Below are 26298 nucleotides of genomic sequence, written 5' to 3'. Positions count from 1 at the left end.
TATTGTAATAAATGGAAAAATGAAATATAATAAGTGGGCAGGCAATGATCCTGACAAAAGGTGGAAAAAAACAAAGACGGGAGAACAGAACGTTGAGTGACAAGAAATTTGCAGTATTGATTGATTCGGATAATATTTCCGCAAAGTATATTACGTGTATTCTGGATGAGATGACCCGGTACGGAGTGATTACCTACAAAAGAATTTATGGAGACTGGACCAGTGCCCAGATGGGTAAATGGAAGATGGAACTGCTGGAGAATTCCATTACTCCCATTCAGCAGTTTTCCAATACTGTGGGAAAGAATGCAACGGATTCCGCGTTGATCATTGATGCTATGGATTTGCTTTATACGGACAATGTGGACGGGTTCTGCATTGTGTCCAGTGACAGCGATTTCACCCGGTTAGCCAGCAGACTTCGGGAGTCAGGAAAAGAAGTCATTGGAATGGGAGAGGAAAAGACACCCAAATCCTTCCGTGCCGCCTGTACGGTATTCACCAATTTAGAGCTTCTTCTTGACCAGGAAGAAGACGGAACCAGAGGCGGAGCCATTGGAAAAGATGTGATTGAGCAGGATATCACTTCTATTATATTGGAAAATGACGACAAAAACAAATCCACCGGGCTGGGAGAAATCGGCAACCGTCTTGTGAAAAAATATTCCGACTTTGATGTGCGTAATTACGGCTACAGCTCCCTGTCCAAGTTTTTAGAGGAAATGGATGGCTTTGAGCTGAGAAAGTCCAAGAATGTGGTGACCGTCCTCGTGAAGGACAACCGCACCAAAAAGCAGGAGCTTGACGATTATGCCATCAAGCTGGTAAAAGACTCCGGAAAAAACGGCATGGAGCTGGCTGCCCTTGGAAACGGTATTCACCGGAAGTTTGCGGATTTTAAGGTCAAGGATTACGGATATTCTACATTTTTCAAATTTGTCAACAGCATTGGGCAACTGGAGGTACGGGAAAACAAGAACAACAGCAAGACCGTATATCTGAAGCAAAATTTGTAAAACCTATTTGAAAGGGACGTATTTTCCCCTTGAATCGCAGGGCGTTTCCTCCCGAGCAAGGGGAAAATACGGCAGAAACCGACGGAAAATCAAGGCTTTACAAGAAAGAAGAAAAAAAGGAAAAAAATTGACAAAAAAATGTTGACAATTAAAACAATTCATATTATACTAGTGAAGCAGTCGAGAGCGAGACCAAAACAAAGGAAAAGCAATCGTACAAGCACTGGGATCTTAGCTCAGCTGGGAGAGCATCTGCCTTACAAGCAGAGGGTCACAGGTTCGAGCCCTGTAGGTCCCACTGATAAACAATTTGTTTATCGCAATTAAATATATGGCGGAATAGCTCAGTTGGCCAGAGCACACGGTTCATACCCGTGGTGTCGAGAGTTCAAATCTCCCTTCCGCTACTTATTGGAAGACTTCACAATCGTTTGGTTGTGAAGTCTTTTTTTATGCAATTGGCCTAAAAAGCCGTGAAAAGCGATTTTTCCATAATTTTTATATTCATTTTTTATCTTTTATGATATACTAGCAGATAGTAAAAAGCGGAGGGATTCCATGTACTATTTTATTGTAAACCCCAATTCGCGCCGCGGACGGGGAGAGAGCATTTGGAAGAAGCTGGAAGAAACTCTCAGGACTTATGGTGTGGATTATCAGGTGTTTCTTACGGAAAAACCGGGAGATGCAAAGGGATTTGCCAAGACACTGACAGAAGGGTGCAGGGATTCGACCATTATCGTTGCAGTAGGCGGAGACGGAACGGTCAATGAGGTTCTAGACGGGCTTTGTTTCTGCGGTTCCATTACATTGGGATACGTTCCGGCAGGGTCAGGCAACGATCTGGCAAGAAGTTTAAAGCTTCCTAAAAATCCAGTCAAGTGTTTAAAGAAAATTTTGCATCCGGAACATTATAAAATTATGGATTACGGCGTTCTCACCTATGGAGAGGATGAGGTATTCCACCGCCGTTTTGCAGTCAGTGCGGGAATCGGAATGGATGGGGCTGTCTGTCACAGCCTTCTCAACTTTAAGGCCAAAAGCCGGTTTTTAAAGCTTCCTGCAGGAAAGTTCACTTACCTTTTTGCAGGAGTGATACAGCTTATTAAGGCCAGGCCATCCAAGGGCTATATTCTCTTAAACGGCGTCCGGAAGGTGGAGTTTAACCATGCTTATTTTATATCCGCACATATCCACCCTTATGAGGGCGGAGGCTTTAAATTTGCCCCTGATGCGGATTATGAGGATGGTCTGCTGTCCATCTGTATTATGAATACAAGGAAAAAGGGGAATCTGGTCCAGGTGCTGTTAAGCGCTCTTTTAGGGAGAAAATCTTTGAATAAAGGAGCCAGATTTTACACTTGCCGGGAAGCAGTGATCCATATGGAACAGCCCATGGCAGTGCATGTGGATGGAGAAAGCTGTTTTTGTCAAAGCGATGTGCAGCTTCGGTGTATTGGTAAAAGGCTGCATATGATTGTATAAAAAGAAATACCCTGCGGGTATACCATTATGCCCAGAAAACGTGGGCAGCAATAAAGAAACACCCTGCGGGTATACCATTATGCCCAGGAAGCATGGGCAGCAATAAAGAAACACCCTGCGGGTATACCACTATGCCCAAAAAACGTGGGCAGCAATAAAGAAAGGAAAGATTATGAGAATCGGACAGGGATACGATGTGCATAAATTGGTGGAAGGAAGGGATTTGATCCTGGGAGGCGTAACCATTCCTTATGAAAAGGGACTTTTGGGCCATTCCGATGCCGATGTACTGGTCCATGCGGTCATGGATGCTCTTTTAGGAGCTGCGGCATTGGGCGACATTGGAAAACATTTTCCTGACACAGACCCTCAGTATAAAGGAGTATCCAGCATTGAGCTTTTAAAGCAGGTAGGCGTGCTTTTGGAGGACAGCGGTTATGTGATCGAGAATATTGACGCAACGGTCATAGCCCAGAAGCCCAAGCTTTTGCCCTACCGTGCTGATATGGTGAAAAATATTGCAGATGCCTTGAATCTGCCTGAGGATAAGGTGAATGTAAAGGCCACCACAGAAGAGGGGCTGGGCTTTACGGGAAAGGGAGAAGGAATTTCCTCCCAGGCAATTACCCTGCTCACCTCAATAAAGGATTACTGCTTTGATGATAAAATCATGTCGTCCGGCTGCGAAGGCTGCGGCGGATGCGGCAGAAGATAAAGATAGGCTGTAAGAAGCACCCTGCGGGTATACCATTATGCCCAGAAAGCGCGGGCAATAAATAAGGAAAGGAGATATTATGAAAATTTTTAATACATTATCCAGACAAAAAGAGGAGTTCATCCCCCTGGAACCTGGGAAGGTGAAGATGTATGTCTGCGGACCGACTGTATACAATTTTATCCATATCGGAAACGCCAGACCTATTATCGTGTTTGATACGGTAAGAAGGTATTTCGAATATAGAGGTTTTGAGGTTAATTTTGTGTCGAATTTTACCGATATAGATGATAAGATCATTAAAAAAGCTATGGAAGAAGGCGTTGAGGCTGAAATTATTTCCAGGCGTTATATTGAAGAGTGCAAAAAGGACATGGAAGGCCTGAATGTAAAACCGGCCACCAGCACTCCTCTGGCTACAGAGGAGATAGACGGTATGCTGATCATGATTCAGGAACTGATCAGAGCCGGTCATGCCTATGCCGCCAAGGATGGAACCGTATATTTCCGCACAAAATCCTTTGAAGAATACGGAAAGCTGTCACACAAGAACCTGGAAGACTTACAGTCCGGTTTCCGTGAGATTAAAGTGACCGGAGAAGAGGGAAAGGAAGATCCAGCGGATTTTGTCCTCTGGAAGCCTAAAAAAGAGGGAGAGCCTTACTGGGAGTCTCCCTGGTGTGACGGAAGACCGGGCTGGCACATCGAATGCTCCGTTATGTCAAAGAAATACCTTGGGGAGCAGATCGATATTCATGCAGGCGGAGAGGATCTTATTTTCCCTCATCATGAAAATGAGATCGCCCAAAGCGAGGCAGCCAATGGCAAAGACTTTGCAAAATATTGGATGCACAATGGATTTTTAAACATCGATAATAAAAAGATGTCCAAATCTCTGGGCAATTTCTTTACAGTAAGGGAAATCGGCGAAAAGTATGACCTTCAGATTCTGCGCTTTTTCATGCTCAGTGCCCATTACAGAAGTCCGCTGAATTTCAGCGCCGATTTAATGGAATCCTCAAAAAATGGTCTTGAACGGATTTTAAATGCTTTTGATAAATTGAGAAGCCTGGAGGCTTCTGCGAAAACAGAGAAATTCCGTGACTGCGAGAGCAGGGAAGCAGCAGAAGAGCTGGTTTCCAAATATGAAGCTGCCATGGATGACGACTTTAATACGGCAGATGCCATTTCAGCCATTTTCGAACTGGTAAAGCTGAGCAATTCCACGACAAATGAAGAGAGCTCCAGGGAATATGTGGTCTATCTAAGAGAGACTATGGAGAGGCTTTGCGGTGTTCTGGGCCTTCTTACGGAAAAGAAGGAAGAGATTCTGGATGAGGAAATCGAAGCCATGATCGAAGCCAGACAGCAGGCCAGAAAAGATAAGAACTTCGCCCTTGCCGATGAAATACGCGGAAAGCTTTTAGAGAAGGGAATTGTTTTAGAGGATACCAGGGAAGGCGTGAAATGGAAGAGAGCATAATGTCACTGCCTGAGTTTTCCGGTTTTTTTAAGGATACCTTAAGGCTTAAAGAAGTGGATATAAAAAGCTATTCCCCACTGGCTCTGGCCTATATCGGGGATGCTGTCTATGAGGTGATCATCCGGACCAAGGTGATGAATCACGGAAGCACCCAGGTAAACCACATGCATAAAAGCAGTGCCAGGCTGGTAAATGCCAAGGCCCAGGCGGATATTGTCCGCAAGCTTCTGGAGGAAGAGGAACTGACTCCCGAAGAAGTGGCGGTCTACAAGCGGGGGCGCAACGCCAAATCCGCAACCACGGCAAAGCATGCCACCATGGTTGATTACCGTACAGCCACAGGCTTTGAAGCCCTGTGCGGATACCTGTATTTAAACGGCAGTTTTACCCGTCTGACCGAACTGGTGGGCAAGGGACTTGAGAAAATAGGAGAACTGGAATGATAGAGGAATTTACGATAGAGGGAAGGAATGCGGTACTGGAAGCATTCCGTTCCGGAAAAACCATTGATAAGCTTTACGTGCAAAAAGGCGTTCAGGACGGTCCCATTCAGTCCATTGTCAGGGAAGCAAAAAAGAGTGATACCATCATTAACTTTGTGGAACGGGAACGTCTGGACCAGATGTCTGAGGAAGGCCATCACCAGGGAGTAATCGCCCATGCAGCGGCCTATGAATACGCAACTGTGGAGGATATGTTAAAAGCAGCCGAAGAAAAGGGGGAACCGCCTTTTCTCATTCTCCTTGACGGCATTGAAGACCCTCACAATTTAGGTGCAATTATCCGTACCGCCAATCTGGCAGGGGCTCATGGAGTGATCATCCCAAAGCGCCGGGCAGTGGGGCTTACGGCTACGGTTGCAAAAACCTCTGCCGGAGCACTGAATTACACTCCCGTTGCCAAGGTTACCAACTTAACTGCAACCATGGAAGAATTAAAGGAAAAGGGCATGTGGTTTGTCTGTGCCGATATGGGCGGAGAACTGATGTATAAGCTCAACTTAAAGGGTTCCATCGGCTTGGTAATCGGAAGTGAGGGAAGCGGCGCGGGAAGGCTTGTAAAGGAAACCTGCGACATGGTGGCCTCCATACCCATGAAGGGCGATATTGACTCCCTCAATGCTTCTGTCGCAGCAGGCGTTCTGGCATATGAGATCGTAAGGCAGCGTTTAGCATAAGATAAAGAAGGAGGAAAAGACTATGAAAAAAGATAATGCGATTATTGCCGCGGTTTTTACAGCAGTGTTGCTTTCTATGGGAGGCTTTGCATCAATTGGCCGCACACCGGCAGCCAATGCCCCAAGTGAAAGCATTGAATGGAAAACTGTGGTGACGATTGAAGATGAGGCGGTGCCCCTTTACTCCAAGCCTGCAGGGAGCAATGTAAGATCTCCCAAGGCCTCCGGCACCGTTACCTACAGCAATAATTCTGTAACCGTGGATGCCTCCAATACCAGCCAGGGATATGTGATGGTAAACTATACCGGCGGTTCTTCTAAAATAAAGGTTCAGGTAATAAAAAGCGGAGGAGAGACCTATAATTATGATCTCAACGCCAGATCAGCCTATGAAGTATTTCCTTTGACAGAAGGAAACGGAAAATATACGGTGCGTGTGCTGGAGCAGGTACAGGGAAACCAGTACGCTGTAAAATCCAGCAATGACATCAATGTTACTCTTGTTAATGAATTTGAGCCTTTCCTCTATCCCAACCAGTATGTGAACTTTTCTGCAGGAAGTGAAGTGGTAAAGAAGGGAGCAGAGGTTTCGGCTTCTGCAGCAGATGCAATCGGTGTTGTAACCAATGTATACAACTATGTCACAAAGAACTTTACCTATGATACGGCCCTTGCTAATTCCGTTCAGGTAGGATATCTGCCCAACGTGGATGATGTACTGGCAAAGAAAAAAGGAATCTGTTTTGACTATGCCGCAGTGATGACGGCTATGCTCCGCTCCCAGGATATTCCCACAAAGCTTGTGGTAGGGTATACGGGAAGTATTTACCACGCCTGGGTCAATGTGTATATTGAAGGCCAGGGCTGGGTGGATAACATCATTTACTTTGACGGCTACAACTGGAAACTCATGGACCCGACCTTTGCCTCTACAGGAGGGCAGGACCCGTCTATTCAGGAATATATTAACAACAGCGCTAACTATCAGGCAAAATACTCATATTAATCTCCCGGTTGGGTGAAAAAACAAAAGAAAAAAGAATTTAATAAGAAAAAGGAGAACTGACATATGGCAATGGAAGGGAAAAAGCAATATTCCTCCAGGGAACTTTCTGCTTTCTGCCTCCAGATTTCGATTCTTCTTCATGCAGCAATCCCTCTTGACGAGGGATTGTCTGTTATGGCGGAGGATTCAGCCTGGGAGGAGGAAAAAAAGTTTCTTTTGCAGATGGCAGAAGAAGCGGAACTGGGAGTTCCTTTTTCAAAGGTGCTGGAGCAGACGGGAGCTTATCCTCCTTATGTGGTCCGTATGGCAAAACTGGGAGAAGAAACAGGAACCCTGGATGAAATTATGGAATCCTTAGCCGGATATTATGAAAAAGAACATGTTCTCATGAAAAATATAAAGAATGCGGTCACTTATCCTGTTATGATGATTTTCATGCTTCTGGTGGTCTTGTTCGTGCTGTTTACCAGGGTAATGCCTGTATTTGAAAATGTTTACGAACAATTGGGGGCAGAGATGTCTCCTGTTTCTGTTGCTGCCACAAGGATGGGAGGAGCCTTCTGCGGAGCTGCTTTGGTTTTAGGTGTTCTTCTGGCAGCCGTATCCGCCTTTCTTTGGTTTCTGGGCCGGATGGGAAAACAGTTTCCCATTGCCCAGCGTCTGATCCAGTGGATCAAAAAGAGAAGCAGGATTGCCCTTGCAGTGGCAAACCGCCGTTTCACCTCTGTACTGGCCCTGACCCTTCACAGTGGGCTTGCCCTTGAAAAGGGAATGGAGCTGGCAGGGGAGCTGGTGGAAAATAAGACAGTGGAAGAGAAGATAAAGACCTGTTCAGAGGAGCTGGAAGCAGGCTCTGATTATTACAGTGCTATGAAAAACACCGGCCTGTTTAAAGGCTTTTATGCCCAGATGATCAAGGTGGGAACCAGAAGCGGCAGACTGGACCGTGTGATGGAGGAAATTTCCAAAAGCTACGAAGAAGAGGCGGATTTAGCTATTGAGCATATGGTCAGCCGGTTTGAACCCACCATTGTGGCTGTTCTGGCTGTGGCCGTGGGACTGATCCTTCTTTCCGTCATGCTGCCTCTTATGGGCGTGTTATCGGCAATCGGATAGGAGGGGGAGAGATGAGGAAATGGAAACAGGTATTTAAAGACCTTAAGGTCTATCTGATCTCTCTGCCTGTATTTATCTGCGTGATCGCTCTTTTTGTGTCCGGAATTATGTCTTTTTCAAAAAATGCGGGCGTAAGGGGAGCTGAAACCCTCAGGGATGCCATACGCAGGGCTTCGGTCCAGTGTTATGCCATTGAGGGAAGGTATCCGCCCAGCGTGGAATATCTGGAGGAACATTATGGAATACAGATTGACAGGAACCGGTATGATGTGTTTTACAGCGGTTTTGCTTCCAATTTTATGCCGGATATTACCGTCAATCTGCGTGAATAATAACCGGGAGGTGGAAGTATGAGAGGTCAGGAAAACCAGAGAGGACGGCTGACCGGAGTTCTCTTTACCATCCTTTTGTTCCTGGTATTTGTACTTTGCGCCTTGTTTTCCGTTCTCATCGGAGGCAAGGTTTATGAAAATATCAATGCCAGGGCAGAGGATACCTACCGGGGTGATGTGGCTTTGAGCTATATCGCCAACAAGGTGAGACAGGGCGATGAAGCAGGAAGGGTATTCCTTTCGGAGGATAAGGGAGTGACGGTCCTTAAGCTGGAACAGAGCATAGGGGATTCGGTATATGTAACTGATATTTACTACCAGGATGGAAGGCTGTGGGAGCTGTTTACCGATGCCCAGAGCGGACTTTCCGTAGGCGATGGAAATGAAATACTGGAATGCAGTGAGGTTTCCATGGAAATGAGGGTTGGGCTTCTTCATATTAAAACAGAGGGAAAAGGCGGAGGAGATTTATGGCTTTCCCTCAGAAGCGGAGGAAAGGCCCATGAATAGAAATCACCAGTCAGGCGTATTTATGATGGAAATGATCGCTGTGGTCCTGTTCTTTATCGTCTGCGCCGCCATTTGCATTCAGACCTTTGCAAAGGCGGATTCCATGAGCCGCAGGGCCTCAGATTTAAACCAGGGAGTCCTAATTGCCCAAAGCATTGCCGAGGTATGGAAGGCTGAGGGAGAAGAGGGACTTGAGAACCGGTTTGAAGCAGGCGGGGCCGGTCAAAACGGGGAAGCCTACATCATGGGCTTTGACAAGGACGGAGTTCCCTGCAAGCCGGAGGATGGGGCTTTTCAGGCGAAGGCCAGATTTCCTGCGGTTGGGCAGGCAGAAGTGACTGTGAGCCGGAATGGGAAAGAGGTGTACAGCCTTTTGGTTTACAGGCAGGAAATAAAGGAATGAGGGAGGTAAAACCATGGCAAAGCAGGAAACAGGAAACAGGCCGGGCATTGGCAGTCCTTCTCTTATTTTAATATTTATTGTCATGTGCCTTGTGACCTTTGGGATGCTTTCCTTAAGCACTGCCAAAAGCGAATGGGACTTAGCGGAGCGCAATGCCGCTTCCGTAACGGAATATTACCGCGCGGACCGGGAGGGAGAGGAATTCTACCGTCTGGTGTCAGAGGCGGCAAAAGAGGCCAGACAGGAAGGCGCTGACATTAACGAGGTAAGACGGCTTCTTGGACAGAAGCTGGGAGAATATTACATCCCCGAAAGAGGTGCGGCAATGACCCAGATTGCCATGGACCGGTCCCAGGCTCTTTTGATTGAAGTGTTTCCTTCCTTAAAGGAGGGTCAGGCTCCGGTTATATCCCAGTGGAAGGTGATTCAGACAGAGGATTTTGAAATCTATGATTCCATGCCGGTATGGACCGGCGGGGAAGGGGAAGAGTAGAAAGAGTAGGAGATTTAGTATGAATGTAGTGGATTTATTAAACTCTGCTGTGGCCCAGAATGCTTCTGATATATTTCTGGTGCCCGGCATGCCGTTTTCATGTAAGATAGGAAGCCGGATTGTTTATCAAAATGAAGAAAAGCTGTTTCCCGAGCAGATGGAAGAACTGATCACCCAGCTTTATGAGGTGGCAGGAAACCGGAGCATGCAAAGGGTGCGGGAACGGGGAGATGATGATTTTTCCTTTGCACTTCCCGGAATCTCCAGATTCCGTTCCAGCGTATTCCGCCAGAGAGGTTCCCTGGCAGCCGTAATCCGGGTGGTGACCTTTACCCTGCCCGATTACAGTGCCCTTCACGTACCGGAAAGTGTCATGGACATTGCCAGGATGACAAAGGGCTTTGTGCTGGTCACCGGACCTGCAGGAAGCGGAAAGAGCACCACCCTGGCTTGTATCATTGATAAAATAAACAATACCCGCAATGCCCATGTCATCACCTTAGAAGACCCTTTGGAGTATCTGCACAAGCATAAGCAGAGCGTGGTGACCCAGAGAGAGATCACAACGGATACGGAAAGCTATGTGAGCGGCTTAAGGGCGGCTCTGCGGCAGGCTCCTGATGTGATTCTGGTAGGAGAAATGAGGGATTATGAGACCATTCAGATTGCCATGACGGCGGCTGAGACGGGACATCTGGTCATTTCCACCCTCCATACGGTAGGAGCGGCCAACACCATTGACCGAATCATTGACAGCTTTCCTCCCAACCAGCAGCAGCAGGTCCGGATGCAGCTTTCCATGGTGGTTCAGGCAGTGGTTTCCCAGCAGTTGATTCCCACCTTGGACGGAGGCGTTTATCCGGCTTTTGAAATCTTGTTTTTTAACAATGCTATCCGGAACATGATCCGGGAGGCGAAGACCCATCAGATTGATTCTGTTATTGCAACCGGACAGTCGGAAGGAATGGTATCCATGGATTCCAGCCTGTTAGCCCTGTATAAGGAAGGGAAGATCACCAGAGAAAGCGCTGTGATCTATGCCGGCAACGGTGAGCTGATGGAAAAGAAAATAGAACGTATGTCATAGTATCCCTGAGTTTGCATTTGAGGCAGCTTCACAGTCTGCCCCAGGATAAGGAGAGTGGTTTGATGGCGAGAACAGATAATAGAAAGGTTGCTTTAGTGGGTACAGGCATGGTGGGAATGAGTTATGCTTATTCCATGCTGAACCAAAGCACCTGTGACGAGCTTGTTTTAATCGATATCGACCGGAAGAGGGCAGAGGGAGAGGCCATGGACTTAAATCATGGGCTGGCCTTCTCCTCCTCTCATATGAAGATTTACGCAGGAGAATACCGGGATTGCTCGGATGCGGATATTGTGGTGATCTGTGCGGGAGTGGCCCAGAAGCAGGGAGAGACAAGGCTTGACTTATTAAAGCGCAATGCTTCCGTATTTCAGTCCATTGTCCGGCCGGTAACAGAATCGGGTTTTAACGGAATATTTCTGGTAGCCACCAATCCGGTGGACATCATGACCAGGATCACTTATACCCTGTCCGGCTTTAATCCTAAAAGGGTTCTTGGAAGCGGCACGGCTCTGGACACTGCCAGACTCCGCTATCTGCTGGGAGAGTCTTTGCAGGTTGACCCGAGAAATGTCCATGCCTATGTAATGGGAGAACACGGAGACAGTGAATTTGTTCCCTGGAGCCAGGCCATGGTGGCAACAAAACCCATCCTTTCTCTTTGTGTGGAAGGCGGGCAGGAGGAGCCGGTCTGCCGGGAAGGGCTAAAGGGCATTGAAGAAGAGGTCAGGGGAGCGGCTTACCGGATTATTGAGGCAAAGCAGGCTACCTACTACGGAATCGGAATGGCTCTCACCAGAATTACCAGAGCCATTCTTGGAGATGAAAACAGCGTTTTAACGGTATCGGCCATGCTTCGGGGAGAGTACGGGCAGTCTGAGGTCTACGCCGGAGTTCCCTGTATCATCAATAAGAACGGAGTACAGAGAGTGCTTCCCCTGTCCCTGACAGAGGAAGAGATGGAGCAGTTTAATAAAACGTGCAGCACTCTTCGGGAAAGCTTTGAAGGCATACTGTAAGAGAAACATGGTGGGGAGAGGAAGCGGATGGGAGGCAGTGGTTTTCCGTCCGCCTTCTTCTTAAGAGGGCATGAGACTGGTTTTCAAGGGCATATCATTTGAAGTTTTTGCTATTTTGTACACATTAGTAAAAAAACAAAAATAATGTTGACAAAGACATATTCCCATGCTATGATATACAAGGTTCGAACAGGGAACCAAAAAAAGATGCTGATGTGGCACAGGTGGTAGCGCACCTCATTGGTAGTGAGGAGGTCACGGGTCCGAGTCCCGTCATCAGCTCTGTAACAAACGGGAAGTCTTAGGTGAAGAGACTTCCCGTTTTTCGTTGGATTAACTCCCGGTCAGCTCTTAAAGAAAAAAGCCGGGGAGGACCGGAATTTCGTATAAAAAGGACGATAAGGAGGTACAGTGGTTTGGGAAATAAGAAAAAGAAACCAAAAAACCCGTGGTCTGTTTTTTTTCGGCCTATTAAAGTGATCATTTTCGCATTTCTTGGGGCAATGGTTTTGGGCTGCTTAATCGGCGGCGCCGTATTTTTGAAGTATCAGGAGGAAATTATAGCCTGCAAGGAAAAGGCTGACTCCATCATACGCAATACCACCAAAACGGATTTTTCCCAGCCTGTGGATACCAGGATCTATGATTCAGGAGGCAGTCTGATCGGAACCATTAATTCAGGCCATTATGAATACGTTCCTATAGGAGAGATCAGCCAGAATCTGCAGGATGCCTACGTTTCCCAGGAGGACAAGCGTTTTTATAAGCATCATGGAATTGACTACATCAGTCTTGCCCGTGCAGGCCTTAAGCTTGTGAAGAACAAGGGAGAAATCACTCAGGGAGGAAGCACCATCACCCAGCAGGTGATTAAAAACACCTATTTAACCCAGGAACAAACCTTCCGGAGAAAGCTGACGGAATTTTTTGCAGCGCCCCGGATGGAGGAAAAATACAGCAAGGATGAGATTCTGGAATTTTACTGCAATACCAACTTTTATGCCAACCGGTGCTACGGGGTGGCAGAGGCCAGCCGGTATTATTTTGATAAAGAGGTAAAGGACTTAAGCCTTTGGGAAGCAGCCACTCTGGTGGGAATCAGCAACAATCCATCCAGATACGATCCTGTGGCCCGCCCGGAGAATGCAAAGGAAAAGCGGAATCAGATTCTGGACAACATGGCCCGGAATGAATTTATCACAGAAGAGGAGCGGGACTATGCAAAGGCCCAGGACCTCACTGTATTACAGGTTTATGAGCCTGGAACAAAGGAAAATTACCAGACCAGCTATGCTATTTACAGTGCGGCCCTGGAGCTGATGAAAAACGACGGATTCGTATTCCAGTATGTGTTTGAGAACAAAGAAGATTATGATTCCTACAGGGAACAGTATCAGGAGCTCTACCAATCCAAAAGCGATATGATCCGAAACGGCGGGTTTGAGATACATACCAGCCTGGAAACAGAGATACAGAATTCTCTCCAGAACGTCCTTGACAAACGACTGGAGGGCTTTAAGGACCTGCAGGAAAACGGCAAGTTCGCCCTCCAGGGGGCGGCAGTGTGCGTTGACAACCAGACCGGATATGTGGTGGCTATTGTGGGCGGAAGAGGAACCGATGACGAGTACAACCGGGGATTTTTAAGCAAACGCCAGCCCGGTTCTACCATAAAGCCATTGATTGACTATGCGCCTGCTTTTGAGACCGGATATTATTACCCCTCCAGACTGGTCAATGACCATTTGTTTGACAAGGGACCGAAAAACAGCGGTGGCCAGTATTTCGGCAGCATTTCCGTCCGGGAAGCATTAAACCGAAGTCTGAACACCGTAGCCTGGCAGGTGCTGGCCGATATCGGAGTCAATACGGGAATCCGGTATCTGGGGAAAATGGACTTTGTCGGCTTAAGCTATCTGGATAACGGAAATAACAGCATGAGTATTGGAGGCTTTACAGAAGGCGCCAGAGTGGTAGATATGGCGAAAGGCTATTCTGTCCTTGCCAACAACGGAATGCTCAGCAGCAACACCTGCATTACAGGCATAACCAGCCAGTATGACGGGGAGGTATACAAGGGCAACCAGGGCGATGACAGAATCTTTACGGAGGATACCGCCTATATGATCACCGATGTGCTCAAAGGAACCATGGATCAGCCTTACGGAACAGGCAGCGGCCTGGGAATCGGCGTTCCGGCTGCCGGAAAGACGGGAACCACAAACGACAATAAGGACACCTGGTTCTGCGGCTATACCAAGTATTACACCACTGCCGTGTGGGTAGGCTATGACACACCAAAGGCCATGCCCGGAGTTTACGGAAAGACGTATTCCGGAAGGATCTGGCAGGATTTTATGGCGGAAATAAACAGCTCCCTTCCCGCCAGAGACTGGGATATGCCGGCCACGGTTTCTCTCTGGAACGTGGATTCTACAGGAGAGAAGACCACTGCGGAAACAGGAAGAAAGGATTTGTTTTCTTCTGTAGCAGAGGCGGCGGCCAGGTCTGATGCCGGACGCTGGAAGCTTTTTGAAGAGAAGAGAAATGCCCAGATCCAGGCTCAAAAGGAACAGGAGGCCGTTCAGGCTCTCCAGCAGGCCCTTGCAGATATTCAGGCTGTTATAGGGGAGTTAAATGCCCTGGAGTACCGTGACAGCACCACAGATGAAAAGATTGCAAGAGCAAACACCCTCCTGCAGAATCTGGCTGCTACGGAATATTACGAGAGTTTAAAGCCCCAGGTTGACGAAGCCGTCAAACGGGCATTGTCCTTGCCAAAGCAGGATGATTCCGGCCACAACCCTCAGGAAATCGGGCCTGGAATTCCCACCGCTCCAAGAGAAACGGCTCCCAGAGAGACTGTTCCAAGAGAAACAGATCCCAGGGAGACTTGGGCACCGTCTTTTCCGGGAGACTGGGATTATGAAGACGACTGGGATTATGAGGAAGACTGGGACCCCGGCATGGGACCGGGGGATTACGAACCCGGTGCAGAGGCGGCAGGTCCCGGAATGGGATAAAGATTTCCTGTAAATGATTGTTTTTTACAGTGGTTCGTTATATAATGAAATTCGATTTGGCTCTGACGGGCCGGTTAACCAATATACCAGCATAAATTCAGGAGTGAGTTTAAGATGAATAAAATAAGAACAAGATACGCCCCCAGCCCTACAGGGCGTATGCACGTGGGAAACTTGAGAACAGCGTTGTATGCATATTTAATTGCAAAGCATGAGGGCGGCGATTTCCTTCTGCGTATTGAGGACACAGACCAGGAGCGCTACGTAGAAGGTGCTGTTGAGATTATCTACAGAACCCTGGAAAAGACGGGCCTGATCCATGACGAAGGTCCGGATAAAGACGGAGGAGTGGGCCCTTACGTCCAGAGCGAACGTCAGGCTTCCGGCACTTATCTGGAATATGCCAAAAGCCTGGTGGAAAAGGGCGAGGCTTATTACTGCTTCTGCACCCAGGCAAGGCTGGACTCCTTAAAGAGGACAGTAGAAGGCCAGGAGATCATGAGCTATGACAAGCACTGCCTTCACCTTTCTGAAAAAGAGGTAAAAGCCAATTTAGAGGCTGGAATGCCTTACGTCATCCGCCAGAACAATCCCACTGAGGGAACCACAACCTTCCATGACGAAATTTACGGAGATATTTCCGTGGATAATTCTGAGCTGGATGATATGGTGCTCATCAAATCCGACGGATACCCCACCTATAACTTTGCCAACGTGGTGGATGACCATCTGATGGGAATTACCCATGTAGTAAGAGGAAATGAGTACTTATCCTCTTCTCCTAAGTACAACCGCCTTTATGAGGCTTTCGGCTGGGAGGTTCCGGTATACGTTCACTGCCCCCTCATCACCAATGAAGAGCATAAGAAACTGAGCAAGAGAAGCGGACACTCCTCCTATGAGGATTTAATTGAACAGGGCTTTATTACTGAGGCCGTAGTCAATTATGTGGCCCTTTTAGGCTGGTCCCCAGTGGACAACCAGGAGATATTCTCTTTAGAGGAGCTGATCAGGGATTTCGATTACCGCAACATCAGCAAATCTCCGGCTGTTTTCGATGTGGTCAAATTAAAATGGATGAACAGCGAATATATGAAGGCAATGGATTTTGACCGCTTTTATGAGCTGGCAGAGCCTTACTTAAAGGCTGTTATCAAAAAGGATCTGGACTTGAGAAAGGTTGCGTCCATGGTCAAGACCAGAATTGAAGTATTCCCGGATATTGCGGAGCATATTGATTTCTTTGAAACCCTGCCGGAATACGATCCATCCATGTATACCAACAAGAAGATGAAAACCAACAGCGAGACTTCTCTGGCCCTTTTAAAAGAGATTCTTCCTATACTGGAAGCCCAGGAGGATTACAGCAATGAGGCTCTTTACGAGGCGCTGTCAAAATATGTGGCACAAAAGGAGTGCAAGACCGGCTTTGTTATGTGGCCTGTCAGGACTGCAGTGTCTGGAAAGCAGATGACTCCTGCCGGAGCTACGGAGATCATGGAAGTCCTTGGAAAAGAAGAGTCCCTGGAACGAATCAGAAAGGGAATCCTTCTTTTAGAAGAGGCTTAAGAATAAGGATTTAAACAGAAGCAGGGGCCTGGATTCAACCAAGCCCCTGCTTTTTAGACATACCACGATGCCCAGGCCATGGGCAGGAAAGAGGACGCCATGAAGGAAGAAGTTACCTATGAGGGAGCCCAGAAGGAAGCCATTCTCCACCACAAGGGCCCAATGCTGGTTCTGGCAGGGCCGGGCTCCGGAAAGACCTTTACCATAACCCACCGGATATGCCGGCTGACGGGAAGCTATGGCGTGGACCCTTCTGAAATTCTGGTCATCACCTTTACCAGGGCTGCGGCCAGGGAGATGCAGGAGCGTTTTGAAGCTCTGTCAGGAGAAGGGAGGTCACGGGTTAGTTTCGGAACCTTTCATTCCATCTTTTTCAGGATTTTAAAGTATGCCTACCGGTACGACGCCGGAAGCATTGTCAGAGATGAGCAGAAGATCCGGTACATAAAAGAAGAGATGGATAATTGCCGGATGGAGGTAGAGGATGAAGCGGAATTTGTGACCTCCATTCTTTCGGAAATCAGTTCGGTAAAAGGGGAAATGATCAGCCTGGACCACTATTATTCCAAAAATTGTTCAGAAGAAATGTTCAAGCAGCTCTATATGGGCTATGAGGACAGGCTGCGCAGGGCCAATCTCATCGACTTTGACGATATGCTGGTCATGTGCCATGAGCTGTTTACCCAGAGAAAGGATATTTTACAGGCGTGGCAGAAAAAATACCGCTATATTCTGGTAGATGAGTTTCAGGACATTAACCGGGTTCAGTACGAGGTGATCCGAATGCTGGCTGCCCCCGAAGACAATCTTTTTATTGTAGGAGACGACGACCAGTCCATTTACCGGTTCCGGGGAGCAAAACCAGAAATTATGCTGGGATTTGAGAAGGATTATCCCCAGGCAAAACGGGTTCTTCTGGACATTAATTTCAGAAGTACAAAGGAAGTTGTGGAAGCGGCGGGAAAGCTGATCCGGCATAATGAAATGCGTTTTCCGAAGAAAATTGTCACAAAAAAGGGACATGGGAAGCCGGTGGTCACCAGAGTATGGCAGGACCCTCAGGAGGAGACTTTAGAGATTGTCCGGGAAATCATGACCTATGAAAAGGCCGGATTTGCCTGGGAGGATATGGCTGTCTTATACCGGACCAATCTGGGCCCAAGGCTTTTGATTGAAAAGTTTATGGAATACAACATCCCTTTTTCCATGAGGGATTCCCTTCCCAACTTATACGACCACTGGATTGCTAAAAATATCATTTCTTATATTAATGCTGCAGCAGGAGACTTGTCCAGGGCCAATGTCCTTTCTATCATAAACCGTCCCAACCGGTATATCAGCCGGGATGCTTTAGAGCTCAGTCAGGTAAACTGGGAGTCAGTCAAATCCTTTTACCAGGACAAGGGCTGGATGGTGGAGCGGATTGAGCAGCTGGAGTATGATTTGAGGATGGTAAAAAACATGGCTCCGGTGGCTGCCGTAAACTACATCAGGAAAGCCATGGGCTATGACGATTACATCAGGGAATATGCCCAGTACCGGAGGATGAAACCGGAGGAGCTGTTGGAAATCCTGGATCAGCTTCAGGAAAGCGGGGCCGGTTACGCCTCCTTCCAAGAGTGGTTTAACCATATGGAGGACTACGGCAGGGAGTTAAAGGCCCAGGTCCAATCCGGAGAATCAAGCCCTGAAGGTGTGGCCTTTATGACCATGCACAGCTCCAAGGGGCTGGAATACCGGATTATTTATATCATAGATGCCAACGAAGGAGTCACTCCCCATCACAAGGCGGTTCTTCCTGCTGATTTGGAGGAGGAAAGGCGGATGTTTTATGTGGCAATGACGAGAGCCAAGGAACGGCTTCATGTCAATTACGTCCGGGAACGGTACGGAAAAAAACAGGAGGTTTCCCGGTTTGTCAGAGAATATTTAGGGAGGGAATAGACTATGTCTGTATATGAGGGAGGAAATTTGATGAAGTCCTGTATTCACATTTACTGCGGAGACGGAAAAGGAAAGACCACTGCAGCCATAGGGCTGGCAGTGCGGGCAGCGGGCAGCGGGAAAAAGGTTCTGGTCACCCGGTTTTTAAAGACTGACCACTCCGGTGAGGTGAACAGCTTAAAAGCCCTGCCGGAAATAGAAGTCACCCCCTGTGAACGAAGCTTTGGTTTTTTCACCAATATGACCGAGGATCAAAAGAAAGAAGCAAAATCCTATTATTCCGGGCTTTTAGAAACCACCTTAATGAAGGCTGGAGAGGAGGGCTTTGATCTTTTAGTCCTGGATGAGATTATGGCAGTCTGCAATTACGGCCTTGTAGAGGAAAGACAGGTTCTTGATTTTTTAAAGAGCCGCCCTGAAAAGCTGGAAGTGGTTCTGACAGGAAGGAATCCTTCGGAAAGTCTTTTAGACGAAGCGGACTATGTATCTGAAGTCAGAAAGGTAAAACACCCATATGACAAAGGCATAAAAGCCAGGAAGGGAATTGAATATTAAGGCGAAATCCCTTGATTTTTGACGAATTGTCTGATAGAGTGAAAGCAGGTGCAAATCAGGCACCGGGATAACAAATTTTAAAGAAAAAAAGAGAGGTATCAGGATGGCACAGGAACCTAATTTAGAACGCGATGATATGGAACCCCAGGAGGAAATGACCGTTACTCTGACTTTAGATGACGGAAAAGAACTGGAGTGCGTGGTACTTACCATTTTTACCGCAGGTGAGAGAGATTACATTGCTCTGCTTCCCACCAATGGCCCTGAAGCAGAAGAAGGAGAGGTTTATCTGTACCGCTACTCTGAGAGCGAAGACGGACAGCCAAATCTTGAAAATATCGAAGATGATGATGAGTATGAGATCGTTGCAGAGGCCTTTGATGAATTACTGGATGAAGCGGAATACGATGAGCTGGTAGGCGAAGAGGAAGAGTAAATACCCCGGCATAACCCGCCGGATGGAGGAAAACCGGGACAGGCCCTTTTAAAGGCAGGTCCCGGTTTTAATAAAAGAGAGCGGACTTTTAAGCCCTGCTAATCATAGAACGAGAAATGGAAGCATATAGACCAAATATTGAAATCTATAAATTATGCATTCTATATACTACTATTATTCTATCTATGAGAAGTGAGGTAGGTCCATATGGATAACGAGGCGGTACTTAGGAAAATCGAAGAAATCAACCAAAGCAGAAACTGGTCTATGTATAAATTGTCAAAGGAAAGCGGAATCGCTCAGTCCACATTGTCCAGCCTGTTTGGCAGGAGAGCTAATATAAGCCTTCCCAAGCTGTTTCGGATCTGTGAGGCTTTTGGCCTGAAAGTGTCGGATTTCTTTGCTCTTCTGGAAGAGGATTCCGGATCTGGGTCCTCCTGTTCCCATGATTATGAAATCATGGAGATGATACAAAAGTCATCGACCCTGTCTGAACACGACAGACGTCTTCTGCGCACCATCATTATTGTGATGGAACAGCTAGAAAAGGAACAGCTGGAAAAGAAACAACTTGAAAAGGATAGTTAGGAAAAGGAGAAGCTCAAAATGGAAAAAATTGTAGATGCAAGAGGTTTAATGTGTCCCCAGCCGGTTATAAAAGCCAAGGCAGCACTAAAGGATATGTCGGAAGGGACCTTGAAGATACTTGTAGACAACGAGATCGCAGTGCAGAACGTAATGAAGCTGGGAAATTATTCAGGACTTTCCCCCTCCTCGGAGAAAAAGGCGGACAAGGAGTTTGAAATCCTGTTTCACGTAAACGGCGAGGCACCGGATTTAACAAAGACCCAGGAGGAAGAAGCCTGTGCTCCTGAGAGCCGGAGAAAGGGGCTTGTGGCAGTGTTGGCCTCTGACCAGATGGGAAGCGGAAATGAAGAACTGGGCCGCCTTCTCATGAAGGGCTTTGTCTATGCCATGACCCAGCTGGAAGAGCTTCCTGAGACTATCCTGCTCTATAACGGAGGGGCAAAATTGTCTGTGGAAGGCTCACAGTCACTGGAGGATTTAAAGAGCCTGGAGGCCCTTGGAGTGGAAATCCTGACCTGCGGAACCTGCTTGAATTACTATGAACTGGGTGATAAACTCCGGGTAGGTTCTGTTACAAATATGTATGAAATTGTAGAAAAGCTGGCGGCAGCAGGTACGGTAATCAGGCCTTAAAAGGCCTGTACCTGCCTGAAAACCATGGTTTTTATTGACAAAACTTATTTTTCGTTCTATAATTCACTCAGCTAATTTTTGACATCAATGGCAGACCAGATTTGTACCTGTTAATGAAAACAGTTTTATTTGTTTGAGGAGGAGAATTATGGAAAGCAATAAAAGTGCGGAAAAGAAGACGGTAAAAACTGAGGAAGTCAAGGAAGCTGTAAGCACCGCAGAAAAGAAAAAAGCGGCACCTTCCAGAACCCGGAAAGCCCCTGAGACCCAGGAGGCAAAGAAGGAAACCGCTCCTAAAAAGGAGACGGAAAAGAAGGCGGCTGCACCCAGAAAAACAGCGGCAAAAAAAGCAGAACCAAAAGCGGAGTTCTTTATTGAATACGCCGGAAGGCAGATTTCAGGAAAAGAGATTCTGGAAGCTGCCAAAAAGGACTATTTATCAAAGAATAAGGATACTGCTGTGAAGACCCTTGAACTGTACATAAAGCCTGAGGAACATACCGCTTACTACACGGTAAACGGAGAAGGCTCCGACGAATACAAGGTAGAGCTGTAGGATTCAGAGTGAATAAGTGCCCGAAAGAATGCTTTTCTTCCGGGTGCTTTTCCATTTTGCCCCTCGCGGCATTCGCCAAATCCAGGAATGCAAGCATTCCTGCACATGGCTCATTGCTCGCGGGAATAAAACATTTGAGGAATGACAATGATTCAATTACCACATGAATTTCAGGAAAAAATAATGGATAGGTGTCCGGTGAGAGCATTTTACATTTTATAAAAGAGAAGAGAGGTCAGAACCATGTTTGATCAGAATATGTATGAAGCAATAGAAGAGGAATTTGAGAAAAACCGGATTTCAGAGGATGTGGAAGAGGTTCTTCTGGATTTGGCAGAATCCCTTGCAGATCAGGGAATTATGGATAAAGAAGTCCATTTCACGCAATCCTATGGAAAGACCCAGTTAGACGTCTGGGGAATCTGTTCTGAGGAGGAGGGAGAAGTCAATGTCTTTATTAAACGGGTCAGGATCGGAAAAAAAGAGTTTGAAATCGAGGATTACTTTCTCTAAATTTGAATATTCTCCAAAGGAGCTTTTTGCTGACCTTTTATGGGACTTGGCAGGGGCGGTTTTCTTCAATATCGGAATCTATAATTTTGCAGTCAATGCGGAGTTCGCACCTGTGGGAATCTCAGGAGTGGCCCTGATCCTGCGCTATTTGTTCGGTCTTCCCATGGGAATCACCAGCATGGTTTTAAATATTCCCATTATTTTAGTCAGCTACCGGCTTCTTGGAAGGCGTTTTCTCCTTCGCTCCGTCAAAAGCATGGTGATTTTTGCCCTTGTTCTGGATTATGTGGTTCCCCTTCTGCCGGTTTACAGCGGAAATCCTTTGTACGCTTCCGCGTGTACGGGAATTTTCTCAGGCCTGGGGCTTACCATGGTATATCTGCGGAATTGTTCCACAGGCGGTACGGACTTCCTGGTCATGGCAATTCGGAAGCTGATTCCCCATCTGACTATAGGACAGATATCTCTGGTGGTGGATGCCGTCGTAATCCTGGCCGGAGGGCTGGTATTTAAAAACCTGGATGCGGTCATCCTTGGCCTTCTTTCCTCCATTGTGACAACTATGGCAATTGATAAAATCATGTACGGTCTGGGTGCCGGAAAACTGGTATTTGTGGTCACTTCAAAGGAAGAAGAGGTGGCTAAAGGCATAGAGGAGACTACTGGAAGGGGAAGCACTTTTCTCAAGGGCAGGGGCTCTTACTCTCTGGAGGAAAAGCATGTTGTCATGTGCGCCTGCAACAACAGTCAGGTAGTTCCCATCCGCCGTACCATTCATGAGATAGATCCGGGTGCATTTTTGATCATAACCGATTCTAATGAGGTTTACGGAGAAGGGTTTAAGGCCATTGACGGCCACTTTATGTGATTATTCCTGTAAATGCTTTCCCTTTCCGGAGGCGTGGTCCACAATGGTGTCCTTTTTTAAGAAGCTGGCCCTCTTTACGCTGTCGGTGCCGAATTTGCTGCGGATATGATCCACAGCTTTTTCCATTTCTTTTATTCTGCGGGAGTGATCCGATTCAAAAAGGCTCAATTGCACGCAGCCCTCGTCAGAAATCTTGGTGGCACGTATGCCCATCAGGCGCAGAGGAGTTCGGTTCCAGAACTCCTTTAAAAGCTTACAGGAATTTTCATATATGACCGCAGTGGAATCTGTGGGATTGTTTAAGGTCATCTGATGGGACTGGGTGTTAAAATCCCAGTCCTTTATTTCTACGCAGACGCAGTCGCAAACCACGTGATCCATGCGGAGCCTGGCTCCCACGGTTTCGCTCAAGGACAGAAGAACCTGGCAGGCCGTGTCAAAGTCGTCGATGTCCCGGGAAAGGGTGATGCTGTTTCCATAGCCCTTGTTAAGAGGCTCCCGTTCTCCTACCGGGGAATTGTCGATTCCGCAGGCATAGTCGTGGATCAGGGCGGCATACTTTTCTCCTAAAATGGGCTTTAGATGGCTGACAGGAAAGGCAGCCAGCTGCCCGATGGTGTGGATTCCTATGCCTTCCAGCTTTTTCTGGGCCGAGCGCCCTACGAAAAACAGCTCCCGGATGGGCAGGGGCCACATCTTTTCCGGGATGTCCTGGGGAAACAAGGTGTGGCAGAGGTTGGGCTTTTTAAAGTCAGAGGCCATTTTAGCCAGCAGCTTGTTGGGGGCAATGCCGATATTTACTGTAAATTTCAGTTCACGTTCCACCCGTTCCCGTATCTGCTCCGCAACCTCCAGGGGAGGGCCGAAGAGGTGTATGGTGGAGGACATGTCAAGAAATGCCTCGTCAATGCTGAATTTCTCAATATCAGGTGTGTAATCAGACAAAAGCTTCATCAGCCGGGCAGAATATTTCTGGTATATGTCAAAACGGGCGGGAACCGTGGTCAGGGAAGGACATTTGCGCAGAGCCTGAACCAACGGTTCTCCTGTGGTGATTCCGTATTTTTTTGCAGGAGTAGACTTTGCCAGGACAATGCCGTGTCTGGAGGCAGCGTCACCGCCTACTGCTGACGGGATGGTGCGCAGATCCAGGGCAGACGGGTCTTCCTCCAGCCGTTCTACAGACTCCCAGCTTAAATAGGCAGAATTTACATCTATGTGAAAGATCAGGGGCTTTGGAGACATGTCTGTCTCTCCTTTCCTTTTCTTTCTATTATACCGAAAATACGTTCGAAAAGCAAATGGTAAGTGTTGAGGACGGGCATCTTCTTGCATGATGCTGATTTTATCCCCATTATTCTCGCCCTACTGAATTGTTACAGGGAATAATTGAAAAAACAGGCTCATAGGATAAAATAAAGTCACGCAGGAGCTTTTTATGAGGTATGCCATAGGAATGCTGCTGGCAGCGGTCATTCTTTTCCTGTTTCCCCTTTCCGGAAACAGGGCATTTGGTCAGGAGCCTAAAAGCCAGACGGCCCAGACAAAGGATGAATTAAAGCTCTACGCCCAGTCAGCCGTTTTAATGGATGGGGTTACGGGCCGGATTTTATATGGGAAAAATGAAGACCAGATCCGCCCCATGGCCAGCACCACCAAGATCATGACCTGTATTATCGCCCTGGAGTACGGAAATCTGGAAGACAAGGTAACAGCCAGCCAGAATGCGGCAGCCCAGCCTAAGGTTCATTTGGGAGTCCGCAAAGGGGAGACATTTCTTCTGAAGGATCTGCTCTACAGCCTGATGCTGGAATCCCACAATGATTCTGCCATGATGATTGCAGAGCATGTCGGCGGAAGCAGGGAAGGCTTTGCCGAGCTGATGAACCAAAAGGCCAGGGATTTGGGATGCAGGGATACATATTTTATCACACCCAACGGCCTGGATGCCAGCGAAGAAAAAGATGGCCAGGTCAGAACCCATTCCACCACAGCGGCAGATTTGGCCCGCATCATGAATTACTGCATCGGCCAGTCCCCCAAGAAAAAGGAATTCCTGGAGATCACCGGAACTCAAAGTTATTTCTTTCATGACCAGGAAAGAAAGCGCTCCTTTTCATGCACCAACCACAATGCGCTTTTGTCCATGATGAGCGGAGCATTTTCCGGAAAAACAGGCTTTACAGGAGGAGCCGGGTATACTTATGTAGGCTCTGTTTCAGATGAAGGAAGGACGTATACCATCGCCCTTTTAGGCTGTGGCTGGCCTCCTCATAAAACCTATAAGTGGTCTGATGCCAGAATGCTTCTGCAATACGGAATGGACCGTTTTCACTACAGGGAAGTGTACAAAGAGCCTTCTCTGCCGGATATCCAGGTGAAGGGCGGCATTGCCTCTTCCGGCCGTTTGGAGGACCCGGTATTGGTTTCCTGCACTCTGGGGGAAGAGGAAAAAAGCTTAAAGCTTCTTCTGGCCGATGAGGAAAAAGTGACGGTTCATTCCCAGATTGAAAAAGAGCTGACAGCTCCTGTATACCAGGGTCAGGCGGTGGGTACCATAATATACAGGCTGAACGGGGAAGCAGTAAAAACGTATCCGGTTTATGCTGCGGGAGAAGTAAAGCGTCTGACCCTTCCCTGGTGCGTGAAACGCATTTTGAGCCGCTATCTGATCATGGACGGACCGGGAGAAATTCTGCCCTCTGTCTGATGCTAAAATACAAAAGAAAATAGAATTGTGCAAAAACGCAGTACATGGTATAGTAACATTGTTTGCCAATTGCATGAAAGGAAGATACAAAAGCATGAATATGAAAAAAATAGCAGCAGTGCTTGCAGGAAACACGGTTTATGCCCTGGCCGTATCCCTTTTTATCCTGCCGGGAGGGCTGATTACAGGAGGCACCACAGGACTTGCCATGGCGGCCCGCCATCAGTTCGGCATTCCGGTGGCTGCCTTTGTAGGTGTCTTTAATATTCTGATGTTTATTTCAGGAGCCCTGGTTTTGGGAAAGGGCTTTGCTTTTACCACCATGATCAGCACCTTTTATTATCCCTTCATATTAGGGATATTTGAAAACCTGCTGGGCCGGACAGCCATAACAGGAGATCCCATGCTGGGCACCGTATTTTCCGGCCTTTTGCTGGGAGCCGGAATCGGAATGGTAATCCGGGTGGGGGCATCCACCGGAGGGATGGACATTCCTCCTCTCATATTAAATAAGAAGTGGAACCTTCCCGTTTCCGTGACCATGTCTGTATTTGACTGTATGATTCTGCTTTTGCAGATGATGTTTTCCAATAAGGAGCAGATCCTTTACGGAATCCTTCTGGTGCTGTTATACACCATGGTCCTTGACAAGGTGCTGTTAATCGGGCAGAATCAGATGCAGGTAAAGATCATAAGCGAACAGTACGAAGCTATTAACCGGGCCATTCAGGTGGAGATGGACCGGGGAACCACTCTTTTGGCCGGAGAAGGCGGGCATTTGAGAAAACCGTCCTTTACCGTTCTTACGGTGGTGTCGGGAAGGCAGCTTTCCAGGCTCAATGATTTAGTTATGGGAATCGACCCCAGTGCCTTTATGATCATCAACCAGGTCAATGAGGTCCGGGGCAGGGGATTTACCCTTCACAAAGTGAATTTGCCCGAAGGGCAAAGAGATATCTGCCTGGGGGATAAGGAATACAAGTGACAGGCGAAACACCGGATTCTTACAGAAAAGTGACTAAGGTTTACGGTTTTTGAAACCCTATTGACTTGGCGGCTTT

The 26298-nt window shown here is 47.5% G+C and carries 27 protein-coding genes and 3 tRNA genes; 29 read left to right on the top strand and 1 reads right to left on the bottom strand.

Features of this window, described 5'->3' with window-relative positions; translation table 11 throughout:
• The first annotated feature begins 92 nt into the window (after positions 1-92).
• The 27 genes from V7M78_RS15195 to V7M78_RS15065 all read left to right on the top strand — a co-directional run bounded on the left by V7M78_RS15195 (position 93) and on the right by V7M78_RS15065 (position 22527).
• Positions 93-1016 carry an NYN domain-containing protein gene (locus tag V7M78_RS15195; RefSeq protein ID WP_333651040.1) on the top strand — a complete coding sequence of 308 codons (924 nt, stop codon included), beginning with the start codon at positions 93-95 and terminating at the stop codon, positions 1014-1016.
• 225 nt (positions 1017-1241) lie between these two features.
• Positions 1242-1314: transfer RNA gene (locus V7M78_RS15190), tRNA-Val, on the top strand.
• 35 nt (positions 1315-1349) lie between these two features.
• Positions 1350-1423, top strand: a tRNA-Met gene (locus V7M78_RS15185).
• 151 nt (positions 1424-1574) lie between these two features.
• Positions 1575-2501 (top strand): diacylglycerol/lipid kinase family protein, encoded by a 927-nt coding sequence (locus V7M78_RS15180; protein WP_333651038.1) that lies wholly within the window; start codon positions 1575-1577, stop codon positions 2499-2501.
• 172 nt (positions 2502-2673) lie between these two features.
• Positions 2674-3216 (top strand): 2-C-methyl-D-erythritol 2,4-cyclodiphosphate synthase, encoded by a 543-nt coding sequence (gene ispF / locus V7M78_RS15175; RefSeq protein WP_333651036.1) that lies wholly within the window; start codon positions 2674-2676, stop codon positions 3214-3216.
• 79 nt (positions 3217-3295) lie between these two features.
• Entirely contained in the window at positions 3296-4699 is a 1404-nt protein-coding gene (cysS, locus tag V7M78_RS15170; protein WP_333651034.1) for a cysteine--tRNA ligase, read from the top strand.
• Positions 4684-5142, top strand: a complete 459-nt coding sequence (locus V7M78_RS15165) for a Mini-ribonuclease 3 (protein WP_333651032.1) — start codon at positions 4684-4686, stop codon at positions 5140-5142. Before cysS ends, V7M78_RS15165 begins: the two co-directional genes overlap by 16 nt.
• Positions 5139-5876, top strand: a complete 738-nt coding sequence (gene rlmB / locus V7M78_RS15160; protein ID WP_333651030.1) for a 23S rRNA (guanosine(2251)-2'-O)-methyltransferase RlmB — start codon at positions 5139-5141, stop codon at positions 5874-5876. Before V7M78_RS15165 ends, rlmB begins: the two co-directional genes overlap by 4 nt.
• A 22-nt stretch (positions 5877-5898) precedes the next feature.
• On the top strand, positions 5899-6882 hold the full coding sequence (locus tag V7M78_RS15155) for a transglutaminase-like domain-containing protein (RefSeq protein WP_333651028.1): 984 nt from the start codon (positions 5899-5901) through the stop codon (positions 6880-6882).
• Between the two features lie 63 nt (positions 6883-6945).
• Positions 6946-7998 carry a type II secretion system F family protein gene (locus V7M78_RS15150; RefSeq protein WP_333651026.1) on the top strand — a complete coding sequence of 351 codons (1053 nt, stop codon included), beginning with the start codon at positions 6946-6948 and terminating at the stop codon, positions 7996-7998.
• Positions 7999-8009: 11 nt separating this feature from the next.
• On the top strand, positions 8010-8330 hold the full coding sequence (locus V7M78_RS15145) for a hypothetical protein (protein WP_333651024.1): 321 nt from the start codon (positions 8010-8012) through the stop codon (positions 8328-8330).
• A gap of 18 nt (positions 8331-8348) precedes the next feature.
• A complete protein-coding gene (locus V7M78_RS15140; protein WP_333651022.1) occupies positions 8349-8840 on the top strand; it encodes a DUF4860 domain-containing protein in 492 nt (163 codons plus the stop codon).
• Positions 8833-9243, top strand: a complete 411-nt coding sequence (locus V7M78_RS15135) for a hypothetical protein (RefSeq protein ID WP_333651020.1) — start codon at positions 8833-8835, stop codon at positions 9241-9243. Before V7M78_RS15140 ends, V7M78_RS15135 begins: the two co-directional genes overlap by 8 nt.
• Positions 9244-9256: 13 nt before the next feature.
• Positions 9257-9736 carry a short-chain dehydrogenase gene (locus V7M78_RS15130; RefSeq protein WP_333651018.1) on the top strand — a complete coding sequence of 160 codons (480 nt, stop codon included), beginning with the start codon at positions 9257-9259 and terminating at the stop codon, positions 9734-9736.
• 19 nt (positions 9737-9755) lie between these two features.
• Positions 9756-10823, top strand: a complete 1068-nt coding sequence (locus V7M78_RS15125; protein ID WP_333651016.1) for a type IV pilus twitching motility protein PilT — start codon at positions 9756-9758, stop codon at positions 10821-10823.
• A 62-nt stretch (positions 10824-10885) separates the two neighbouring features.
• On the top strand, positions 10886-11842 hold the full coding sequence (locus V7M78_RS15120) for an L-lactate dehydrogenase (RefSeq protein WP_333651014.1): 957 nt from the start codon (positions 10886-10888) through the stop codon (positions 11840-11842).
• Positions 11843-12051: 209 nt separating this feature from the next.
• Positions 12052-12124, top strand: a tRNA-Thr gene (locus V7M78_RS15115).
• Between the two features lie 134 nt (positions 12125-12258).
• Positions 12259-14865 (top strand): transglycosylase domain-containing protein, encoded by a 2607-nt coding sequence (locus tag V7M78_RS15110; RefSeq protein ID WP_333651012.1) that lies wholly within the window; start codon positions 12259-12261, stop codon positions 14863-14865.
• A gap of 114 nt (positions 14866-14979) precedes the next feature.
• Positions 14980-16434, top strand: a complete 1455-nt coding sequence (gene gltX / locus V7M78_RS15105) for a glutamate--tRNA ligase (protein WP_333651010.1) — start codon at positions 14980-14982, stop codon at positions 16432-16434.
• Between the two features lie 99 nt (positions 16435-16533).
• Entirely contained in the window at positions 16534-18378 is a 1845-nt protein-coding gene (locus V7M78_RS15100) for an ATP-dependent helicase (RefSeq protein ID WP_333651008.1), read from the top strand.
• 3 nt (positions 18379-18381) lie between these two features.
• Entirely contained in the window at positions 18382-18933 is a 552-nt protein-coding gene (locus tag V7M78_RS15095) for a cob(I)yrinic acid a,c-diamide adenosyltransferase (RefSeq protein WP_333651006.1), read from the top strand.
• 103 nt (positions 18934-19036) lie between these two features.
• Positions 19037-19369 (top strand): DUF1292 domain-containing protein, encoded by a 333-nt coding sequence (locus V7M78_RS15090; protein ID WP_333651004.1) that lies wholly within the window; start codon positions 19037-19039, stop codon positions 19367-19369.
• Positions 19370-19576: 207 nt separating this feature from the next.
• Positions 19577-19957 carry a helix-turn-helix domain-containing protein gene (locus V7M78_RS15085; RefSeq protein ID WP_333651002.1) on the top strand — a complete coding sequence of 127 codons (381 nt, stop codon included), beginning with the start codon at positions 19577-19579 and terminating at the stop codon, positions 19955-19957.
• Between the two features lie 18 nt (positions 19958-19975).
• Positions 19976-20590, top strand: coding sequence for a sulfurtransferase-like selenium metabolism protein YedF (gene yedF, locus V7M78_RS15080; RefSeq protein WP_333651000.1), 615 nt, complete (start codon positions 19976-19978; stop codon positions 20588-20590).
• 148 nt (positions 20591-20738) lie between these two features.
• Entirely contained in the window at positions 20739-21146 is a 408-nt protein-coding gene (locus tag V7M78_RS15075; RefSeq protein WP_333650998.1) for a DUF6465 family protein, read from the top strand.
• A 243-nt stretch (positions 21147-21389) separates the two neighbouring features.
• Positions 21390-21659: a U-box domain-containing protein 56 gene (locus tag V7M78_RS15070; protein WP_333650996.1), complete on the top strand. Its 270-nt coding sequence runs from the start codon at positions 21390-21392 to the stop codon at positions 21657-21659.
• Entirely contained in the window at positions 21595-22527 is a 933-nt protein-coding gene (locus tag V7M78_RS15065; RefSeq protein WP_333650994.1) for a YitT family protein, read from the top strand. The genes V7M78_RS15070 and V7M78_RS15065 overlap by 65 nt, the downstream gene beginning before the upstream one ends.
• Here V7M78_RS15065 and V7M78_RS15060 read toward each other — a convergent pair whose 3' ends face one another.
• Complete coding sequence (locus V7M78_RS15060) at positions 22528-23772, bottom strand: DNA polymerase Y family protein (protein WP_333650992.1); 1245 nt, start codon at positions 23770-23772, stop codon at positions 22528-22530. It lies immediately after the preceding gene.
• Positions 23773-23965: 193 nt separating this feature from the next.
• Between V7M78_RS15060 and V7M78_RS15055 the strand changes: the two genes are divergently transcribed.
• Together V7M78_RS15055 and V7M78_RS15050 are read left to right on the top strand one after the other, a co-directional pair.
• On the top strand, positions 23966-25237 hold the full coding sequence (locus V7M78_RS15055) for a D-alanyl-D-alanine carboxypeptidase family protein (protein WP_333650990.1): 1272 nt from the start codon (positions 23966-23968) through the stop codon (positions 25235-25237).
• A gap of 94 nt (positions 25238-25331) precedes the next feature.
• The gene (locus V7M78_RS15050) at positions 25332-26222 is read left to right on the top strand and encodes a YitT family protein (RefSeq protein WP_333650988.1); all 891 of its coding nucleotides are present in this window, start codon (positions 25332-25334) and stop codon (positions 26220-26222) included.
• Positions 26223-26298 lie beyond the last annotated feature (76 nt).

The sequence above is a fragment of the Lacrimispora sp. genome (assembly GCF_036758025.1).
GTDB lineage: Bacteria > Bacillota > Clostridia > Lachnospirales > Lachnospiraceae > Lacrimispora.
The sequence above is the reverse complement of the archived record's forward strand: the minus strand, read 5'-3'. Positions and strand labels throughout refer to the sequence as shown.

Bases quoted from the DNA above. Each gene is read 5' to 3' on its own strand.
- V7M78_RS15070 (WP_333650996.1), top strand. From the start codon at position 21,390: ATGTTTGATCAGAATATGTATGAAGCAATAGAAGAGGAATTTGAGAAA.
- V7M78_RS15055 (WP_333650990.1), top strand. From the start codon at position 23,966: ATGAGGTATGCCATAGGAATGCTGCTGGCAGCGGTCATTCTTTTCCTG.
- V7M78_RS15095 (WP_333651006.1), top strand. From the start codon at position 18,382: ATGTCTGTATATGAGGGAGGAAATTTGATGAAGTCCTGTATTCACATT.
- V7M78_RS15100 (WP_333651008.1), top strand. From the start codon at position 16,534: ATGAAGGAAGAAGTTACCTATGAGGGAGCCCAGAAGGAAGCCATTCTC.
- V7M78_RS15140 (WP_333651022.1), top strand. From the start codon at position 8,349: ATGAGAGGTCAGGAAAACCAGAGAGGACGGCTGACCGGAGTTCTCTTT.
- V7M78_RS15155 (WP_333651028.1), top strand. From the start codon at position 5,899: ATGAAAAAAGATAATGCGATTATTGCCGCGGTTTTTACAGCAGTGTTG.
- V7M78_RS15145 (WP_333651024.1), top strand. From the start codon at position 8,010: ATGAGGAAATGGAAACAGGTATTTAAAGACCTTAAGGTCTATCTGATC.
- yedF (WP_333651000.1), top strand. From the start codon at position 19,976: ATGGAAAAAATTGTAGATGCAAGAGGTTTAATGTGTCCCCAGCCGGTT.
- cysS (WP_333651034.1), top strand. From the start codon at position 3,296: ATGAAAATTTTTAATACATTATCCAGACAAAAAGAGGAGTTCATCCCC.
- gltX (WP_333651010.1), top strand. From the start codon at position 14,980: ATGAATAAAATAAGAACAAGATACGCCCCCAGCCCTACAGGGCGTATG.
- V7M78_RS15135 (WP_333651020.1), top strand. From the start codon at position 8,833: ATGAATAGAAATCACCAGTCAGGCGTATTTATGATGGAAATGATCGCT.
- V7M78_RS15150 (WP_333651026.1), top strand. From the start codon at position 6,946: ATGGCAATGGAAGGGAAAAAGCAATATTCCTCCAGGGAACTTTCTGCT.
- V7M78_RS15085 (WP_333651002.1), top strand. From the start codon at position 19,577: ATGGATAACGAGGCGGTACTTAGGAAAATCGAAGAAATCAACCAAAGC.
- V7M78_RS15180 (WP_333651038.1), top strand. From the start codon at position 1,575: ATGTACTATTTTATTGTAAACCCCAATTCGCGCCGCGGACGGGGAGAG.
- rlmB (WP_333651030.1), top strand. From the start codon at position 5,139: ATGATAGAGGAATTTACGATAGAGGGAAGGAATGCGGTACTGGAAGCA.
- V7M78_RS15120 (WP_333651014.1), top strand. From the start codon at position 10,886: ATGGCGAGAACAGATAATAGAAAGGTTGCTTTAGTGGGTACAGGCATG.
- V7M78_RS15050 (WP_333650988.1), top strand. From the start codon at position 25,332: ATGAATATGAAAAAAATAGCAGCAGTGCTTGCAGGAAACACGGTTTAT.
- V7M78_RS15075 (WP_333650998.1), top strand. From the start codon at position 20,739: ATGGAAAGCAATAAAAGTGCGGAAAAGAAGACGGTAAAAACTGAGGAA.
- V7M78_RS15065 (WP_333650994.1), top strand. From the start codon at position 21,595: ATGTCTTTATTAAACGGGTCAGGATCGGAAAAAAAGAGTTTGAAATCG.
- V7M78_RS15130 (WP_333651018.1), top strand. From the start codon at position 9,257: ATGGCAAAGCAGGAAACAGGAAACAGGCCGGGCATTGGCAGTCCTTCT.
- ispF (WP_333651036.1), top strand. From the start codon at position 2,674: ATGAGAATCGGACAGGGATACGATGTGCATAAATTGGTGGAAGGAAGG.
- V7M78_RS15090 (WP_333651004.1), top strand. From the start codon at position 19,037: ATGGCACAGGAACCTAATTTAGAACGCGATGATATGGAACCCCAGGAG.
- V7M78_RS15165 (WP_333651032.1), top strand. From the start codon at position 4,684: ATGGAAGAGAGCATAATGTCACTGCCTGAGTTTTCCGGTTTTTTTAAG.
- V7M78_RS15125 (WP_333651016.1), top strand. From the start codon at position 9,756: ATGAATGTAGTGGATTTATTAAACTCTGCTGTGGCCCAGAATGCTTCT.
- V7M78_RS15060 (WP_333650992.1), bottom strand. From the start codon at position 23,772: ATGTCTCCAAAGCCCCTGATCTTTCACATAGATGTAAATTCTGCCTAT.